This window comes from Bradyrhizobium sp. PRIMUS42 (assembly GCF_023006515.1).
Lineage (GTDB): Bacteria > Pseudomonadota > Alphaproteobacteria > Rhizobiales > Xanthobacteraceae > Bradyrhizobium.
In genome coordinates this window covers 1-5,905 of sequence record NZ_JALBGZ010000400.1, presented here as the reverse complement: position 1 = coordinate 5,905, position 5,905 = coordinate 1, and the positions used below count along the sequence as shown (strand labels likewise).

Below are 5,905 nucleotides of genomic sequence, written 5' to 3'. Positions count from 1 at the left end.
AGAACGACCAGGCGATCCGCACGCTCGCCGGCGCCAAGACGCTGAGCGACCTCGCCGGCACCATGATCCCGCTGTTCGGCGGCGGCGAGGTCCGGCTCGACGATCTCGGTACCGTCACCGACACCATCGCCGACCGCCGCACCTTCGCTCGCTTCAACGGCGAGCCGATCGTCGCGCTCGGCATCAAGCGTTCCAAGGGCGCCAGCGACGTGAAGGTGGCCGAGGCCGTGCAGAAGCGCGTCGACGCGCTCAAGGCCGCCTATCCGGACGTCGACCTGAAGGTGATCGACACCTCGGTCGAATACACCAACGGCAATTACCACGCGGCGATCTCCACCCTGTTCGAGGGCGCCATCCTCGCCGTCGTCATCGTGCTGCTGTTCCTGCGCGACCTGCGCGCCACCATCATTGCCGCGATCTCGCTGCCGCTGTCGATCTTCCCGGCGTTCTGGGCGATGGACCTGCTCGGCTTCTCGCTGAACCTCGTCAGCTTCCTCGCCATCACGCTGTCGACAGGTATTCTCGTCGACGACGCCATCGTCGAGATCGAGAACATCGTCCGGCACATGAACATGGGCAAATCGCCCTATCGTGCCGCCCTCGAAGCCGCCGACGAGATCGGCCTCGCGGTGATCGCGATCTCGCTGACCATCATCGCGATCTTCGCGCCCGCAAGTTTCATGTCGGGCATCGCCGGACAGTTCTTCAAGCAGTTCGGCATCACCGTCTCGGTGCAGGTCTTCTTCTCGCTGCTCGCGGCGCGCTTCGTCACGCCGGTGCTCGCCGCCTATTTCCTCAAGCACGGCCATCACGAAGAGCCGCCGCCCGGCCGCGTGCTGCGGTCCTATCATCGGATCGTGGCCTGGTCGGTGAAGCACTATTTTATCACGGTGCTGGTCGGCTTCGGGGTCTTTGCCGCCTCGATCTGGAGCATCACGCTGCTGCCGCAGGGATTCCTGCCGGCGCAGGACAGCGCGCGCTCCCTGCTCGCCCTCGAGCTGCCGCCGGGCACTCAGCTCGCCTACACCGAAAAGGTCACCGAGGACATCGTCGCGCGCCTGCGCAAACGGCCCGAGGTGAAGAGCATCTTCGTCGACGGCGGGCGCGTTCCGCCGGGCACCCAGGAAGTCCGGCGCGCGGCACTGATCATCAATTACACGCCCAAAGATGCCCGCGACATCACCCAGCGCGAGCTCGAATTCTCGATCAGCCAGGAGCTGGAGAACATTCCGGACATCCGCTTCTGGTTCCTCGACGAGAACGGCCTGCGCGCCATTTCGCTGGTCGTGACCGGCGTCGACGCCAACATCGTCAACAATTTCGCGAGTGAGCTCGCGACGCAGATGAAGCGGATTCCGACCATCTCCAACGTGATCTCGGAAACCACGCTGGAGCGGCCGGAGTTGCGCGTCGAACCGCGCGCGGATCTCGCCGCGCGGCTCGGCGTCTCGACCGAAAGCCTGTCGCAAACCATCCGCGTCGCCACCATCGGCGATGTCGGTCCCGCGCTCGCCAAATTCGACGTCGGCGACCGACTGGTGCCGATCCGCGTGCAGCTCGAGGATGCCGCGCGCGGCAATCTGAAGACGCTCGAACAATTGCGCGTCCCACTCGGCGAGCGCGGCGAAAAAGGCGGCGTGCCGCTCTCGGTCATCGCGGACGTCAAGCTCGACCAGGGTCCGACCAGCATCAACCGCTATGATCGTGAGCGGCAGGCCACCGTCGCCGCTGACCTCGTCGGCTCCGCCGCGCTCGGCGACGCCACCAAGAAGATCTACGACCTGCCGGTGATGAAGAGCCGGCCGAAGGGCGTGAAGGTCTCTCCCTCCGGTGATGCCGAGAGCCTGAACGAACTGTCCGACGGCTTTGCCACCGCGATCACGGCGGGCCTGATGATGGTCTACGCAGTGCTGGTGCTGCTGTTCGGCACCTTCCTGCAGCCGATCACGATCCTGTTCTCGCTGCCGCTCTCGATCGGCGGCGCGATCGCGGCCCTGCTGCTCACCGGCAAGCAGCTCACCACGCCGGTCTGGATCGGCATTTTGATGCTGATGGGCATCGTCACCAAGAACGCGATCATGCTGGTGGAATTCGCCATCGAAGCCATCCACGTCGGCAAGCCGCGCGACGAGGCCATGATCGACGCCGGCATGAAGCGCGCCCGCCCGATCGTGATGACTACGATCGCGATGGCCGCGGGCATGATGCCGAGCGCGCTCGCGGTCGGCGCCGGCGGCGAATTCCGCTCGCCGATGGCCCTCGCAGTGATCGGCGGCCTGATCTTCTCGACCATCCTGTCGCTGGTGTTCGTGCCCGCGATGTTCATGGTGATGGACGATTTCGGCGCCCTGATCTGGCGCTTCGCCAAGCGGCTGATCGTCCACAGCGAGGATGCCGAGACGGACGGTCATCACGGAGCGGCACCGGAATCGAAGGGCGTCGCACATCGCGCTGCGGAATGAGATTCGAGGCAAGCAGCCAAAGGGACGCACTGACCAAGGGCGCCCCCAGCCGTTATGTTACCCGTATGACTTTCACGCGGATCACGATCGACCCTACGGTCTGCACCGGCAAGCCCTGCATTCGCGGGCTGCGTTTTCCTGTCGCACGGTTGCTTGGCCTGTTGGCGGCCGGCGAGACCCGGGAGTCGGTCCTCAACGATTACCCGTATCTCGAACGCGAAGACATCGATGAAGCGTTGCGCTACGCGGCCTTCCTCGCGGAGGACGAGGCTGTCGAGCTGCCCTCCACTGTTCCGGCATCGTGAAATTCCTCGTCGACATGCCGCTCTCGCCGGCGTTGTCGCGCTGGCTGACAGAGAGGGGTCATGATGCCGTTCACGCCTCCGAGGCGGGCCTTCATGCTGCGAGCGATATTGAGATCATCGAGCGCGCCAGGCGGGAGGCGCGTACGGTCGTGAGGCGGCGATTGGACAGAAGAAGGTGTCCGAACCCGACTGGCAGAGGTTCTATCCGCTCTGACTGAGGACGAGATCCAGGGCAGCATCATCACCATTGACCGGAATCGTGTGCGCGGACGCTGGCTCCCGATCGGTTGGACCCTACTCGTTCCGCGCGATTGCCGTCAGCTTGGTCATGTTCCGCAGCAATATCCGGCCGCGCTGGAGATCGAGGATCGCTTCCTTGCGCCAGGCCTGCAGCTGGCGGTTGACGCTCTCGCGGGCGGCGCCGACGAAGACGCCGAGCTGCTCCTGCGAGATGTGCACCTCGGAGCCGAAATCGGCGGCGAGTGCGCAGAGCCGCCGCGCCAGGCGCACCGGCAGCGGCTGCAGCATGGATTCCTCCATGCGCTCGCTCTGCCAGCGGATGCGCTGGCACAGCAATGCGATGATCTTGATCGCGACCTTCGGCTCGCGTTCGAGGAAGCTGAGAAAATCCTCGCGCCGCAGCACGAACAATTCGCTGGCCTCCCCCGCGGTCGCATCCGCGGTGCGATTCTGGCCGTCCAGCACCGCGACTTCGCCGAACAGGTCGCCCGGCCCCATGAAATTCAACGTCAGCCGACTGCCGTCGGAGGCGCCGGTTTCGATGCGGACCTGACCGCGGCGCACGCCGAACAGCGCGTCCCCGGGATCGCCCTTCTGGAACAGCACCTCGCCGTTCCCCAGATGCTGGGTGTGACAGAGATTGGACAGCCGCTGGAGCTCGTCTGTACCGAGATCCGCGAACATCGCGTTCATCTTCAGAATGACCGCAAATTCGGCCTGCTTGCTCATTTCAATGTCCTTGTGAACGTCCTGGTCAGTTTTCTTGGCAAATCGCTGGAAACCCTCAACATCAGGATCGCGTAAAACCGCGCCGGGGAAGTGTGTCATAAGTCACATAACTTTGCAGCACCCCCTGACTATTTTTACGCGCTTGGAGCCGCTTCCCGTCCGGGGATAAACTCAGGCGCAAAGGATGGGTGCAAAGGGTGGTCGTCCGCGGGATTCGACGCCGATTGTCCGTCGCTGGAAAGTCGAGATGAGAGCAGTGAAATTCGCCGGCGCGGCTCTGGCCGCCGTCATCGTCGTGATCGCAGTCCTGCTGGTGGTCGGGATCCCCTCGGGCTTCCTGACCTCGACGATCGCCTCGCGCGTCGAGAGCGCGACCGGCTATCGCCTGTCGATCGACGGCACCACCAAGATCAGCCTGTGGCCGACGCTGAACGTCACCCTGAACGACCTTACGCTTGCCGACCCCCGGGATCGTAGCGGCGTCACGCGCCTGACGGTCGACAGCGTGCAGGCCGACATGTCGCTCTCCAGCGTGTGGTCGGGCCGCCCTGAGATCAGCGAACTCGTCGTCACGCGTCCCGTGCTCTACCAGCCGCTGCTGCGCGAGCGCCTGCCGAATGCGGGTTCCTCGTCGAAGCCGCTCGCGCCCGATGTCGGCGGCGCGTCCATCGCCCGCGTCAAAGTCACCGACGGCGAAGTCGCATTCTCCCGCGTGCGCGATCGTGTCGAGGGCCGCATCAGCGCCATCAACGCCGACGCGACCGTCGGCCACGACCGCAAGGTCAACATCACCGGCACCGCGCGCGTCGGCGACCACCCGACCAAATTCGACATCAAGGCGACCACGCCGGCGCCGCCGACCGACCGGCCGACGATCCCGGTGGATTTCGCCGTCGACATGCCCAGCGTGCTGAAGTCTCAACTCACCGGTCACGCCGAGATGCGGCTGAGCGGCGATGTCGTGATGATCAACGGCGTGAATGGCAAGCTCGGCGACGGCGCATTCAACGGCTGGGCTTCGGTCGACATTGCGAGCAAGCCCCTGGTCAAGGTCGACCTCGACTTCCAGCGGCTGGCGATTCCGCTGGCGAAATCTCCGGAGGGCGCGGCCGGGCAACCCTGGAGCAATGCGCCGATCGACGTGTCCGGGCTCAACTATGTCGATGCGCAGGTGAGGATTTCCGCGAACGAGGCCGTGATCGGCGATGCGCGCATCGCGCCGCTGGCGCTCGATGGCAAGCTCGCCGGCGGCGTGCTGAAGGCCGGCACCGCCAATCTCGGCGCCTATGGCGGCCAGGTCTCGGGCGAGGTGATCCTGGACGCGACCACCGGCGCGCCGAGCTTTGCCATGCATTCCGATCTCGTCGGCGTGCGCGCGCTGCCGCTGCTTCAGGGCCTTGCCGAATTCGACCGCATCGACGGCAAGCTGCAGGCCAAGCTCGCCTTGCGCAGCGCCGGCACCAGCCAGCGCGCGCTGATGGCGAACATGCAGGGCACGGCCTTCGTCAATTTCCAGGACGGCGCCATCCGCGGCATCAACGTCGCGCAGATGATCCGCTCGCTGACATCGGGCACGCTGACCGGCTGGCAGGACAACCAGAGTCCCAGCCAGGAGCAGAGCACGGATTTGTCGCAGCTCTCGGCCTCGTTCCGCATCGACAAGGGTCAGGCGGTGACGACCGATCTCAATCTGATCGGGCCGCTGGTCCGCGTCACCGGCGCCGGCACCATCGCGCTCGACACCAAGATGATGGGCTTTCGCGTCGAGCCGAAGCTGGTGATGACGACCGAAGGCCAGGGCCGCGCCAATGAGCCGGTCGGCTTCGGCATTCCCGTGATGATCCAGGGCAGCTGGTCGCAGCCTCGGATCTATCCTGATATGGCCGGCATGCTGGACAATCCGGATGCCGCCTATGCCAAGCTGCGCGAGATGGGCAAGGGCCTGTTCGGCCCTGACGGCGCCGGGCTCGGCAACATTCTGGGCAGCCTCGGTCTCGGCGGCACCGCCACACCGCCCGGCGGCAATGCGGCCGGCAATACGAATCCGCAAACCCAGCAGCCGGGCCAGAACAATCTGCTCGGCGGCGGGCTCGGGGAGGCGATCGGCAATCTGATCCAGCAGGGGCTTTCCAATGGCGCGGGAAGCAGCACCGGCACCGCGCCGGGCAC

General features: G+C 65.4%; 5 protein-coding genes. 4 read left to right on the top strand and 1 reads right to left on the bottom strand.

Annotated features, from left to right (window positions below; all coding sequences use genetic code 11):
- The 3 genes from MOV75_RS24700 to MOV75_RS42970 form a co-directional block, all read left to right on the top strand.
- Positions 1 to 2,462 (top strand): efflux RND transporter permease subunit (locus tag MOV75_RS24700; RefSeq protein ID WP_247006767.1); only part of this gene is annotated, 2,462 nt, incomplete at its 5' end.
- Positions 2,459 to 2,767, top strand: coding sequence for a DUF433 domain-containing protein (locus tag MOV75_RS24695; RefSeq protein ID WP_309486966.1), 309 nt, complete (start codon positions 2,459 to 2,461; stop codon positions 2,765 to 2,767). The genes MOV75_RS24700 and MOV75_RS24695, both read left to right, overlap by 4 nt.
- Positions 2,764 to 2,985 (top strand): DUF5615 family PIN-like protein, encoded by a 222-nt coding sequence (locus MOV75_RS42970; protein ID WP_369010468.1) that lies wholly within the window; start codon positions 2,764 to 2,766, stop codon positions 2,983 to 2,985. The genes MOV75_RS24695 and MOV75_RS42970 overlap by 4 nt, the downstream gene beginning before the upstream one ends.
- A gap of 76 nt (positions 2,986 to 3,061) precedes the next feature.
- Here the strand turns inward: MOV75_RS42970 and MOV75_RS24690 are convergent, their stop codons facing one another.
- Positions 3,062 to 3,736 (bottom strand): Crp/Fnr family transcriptional regulator, encoded by a 675-nt coding sequence (locus tag MOV75_RS24690; RefSeq protein WP_097666467.1) that lies wholly within the window; start codon positions 3,734 to 3,736, stop codon positions 3,062 to 3,064.
- 247 nt (positions 3,737 to 3,983) lie between these two features.
- Between MOV75_RS24690 and MOV75_RS24685 the strand changes: the two genes are divergently transcribed.
- Positions 3,984 to 5,905 (top strand): AsmA family protein (locus tag MOV75_RS24685; RefSeq protein WP_247006766.1); only part of this gene is annotated, 1,922 nt, incomplete at its 3' end.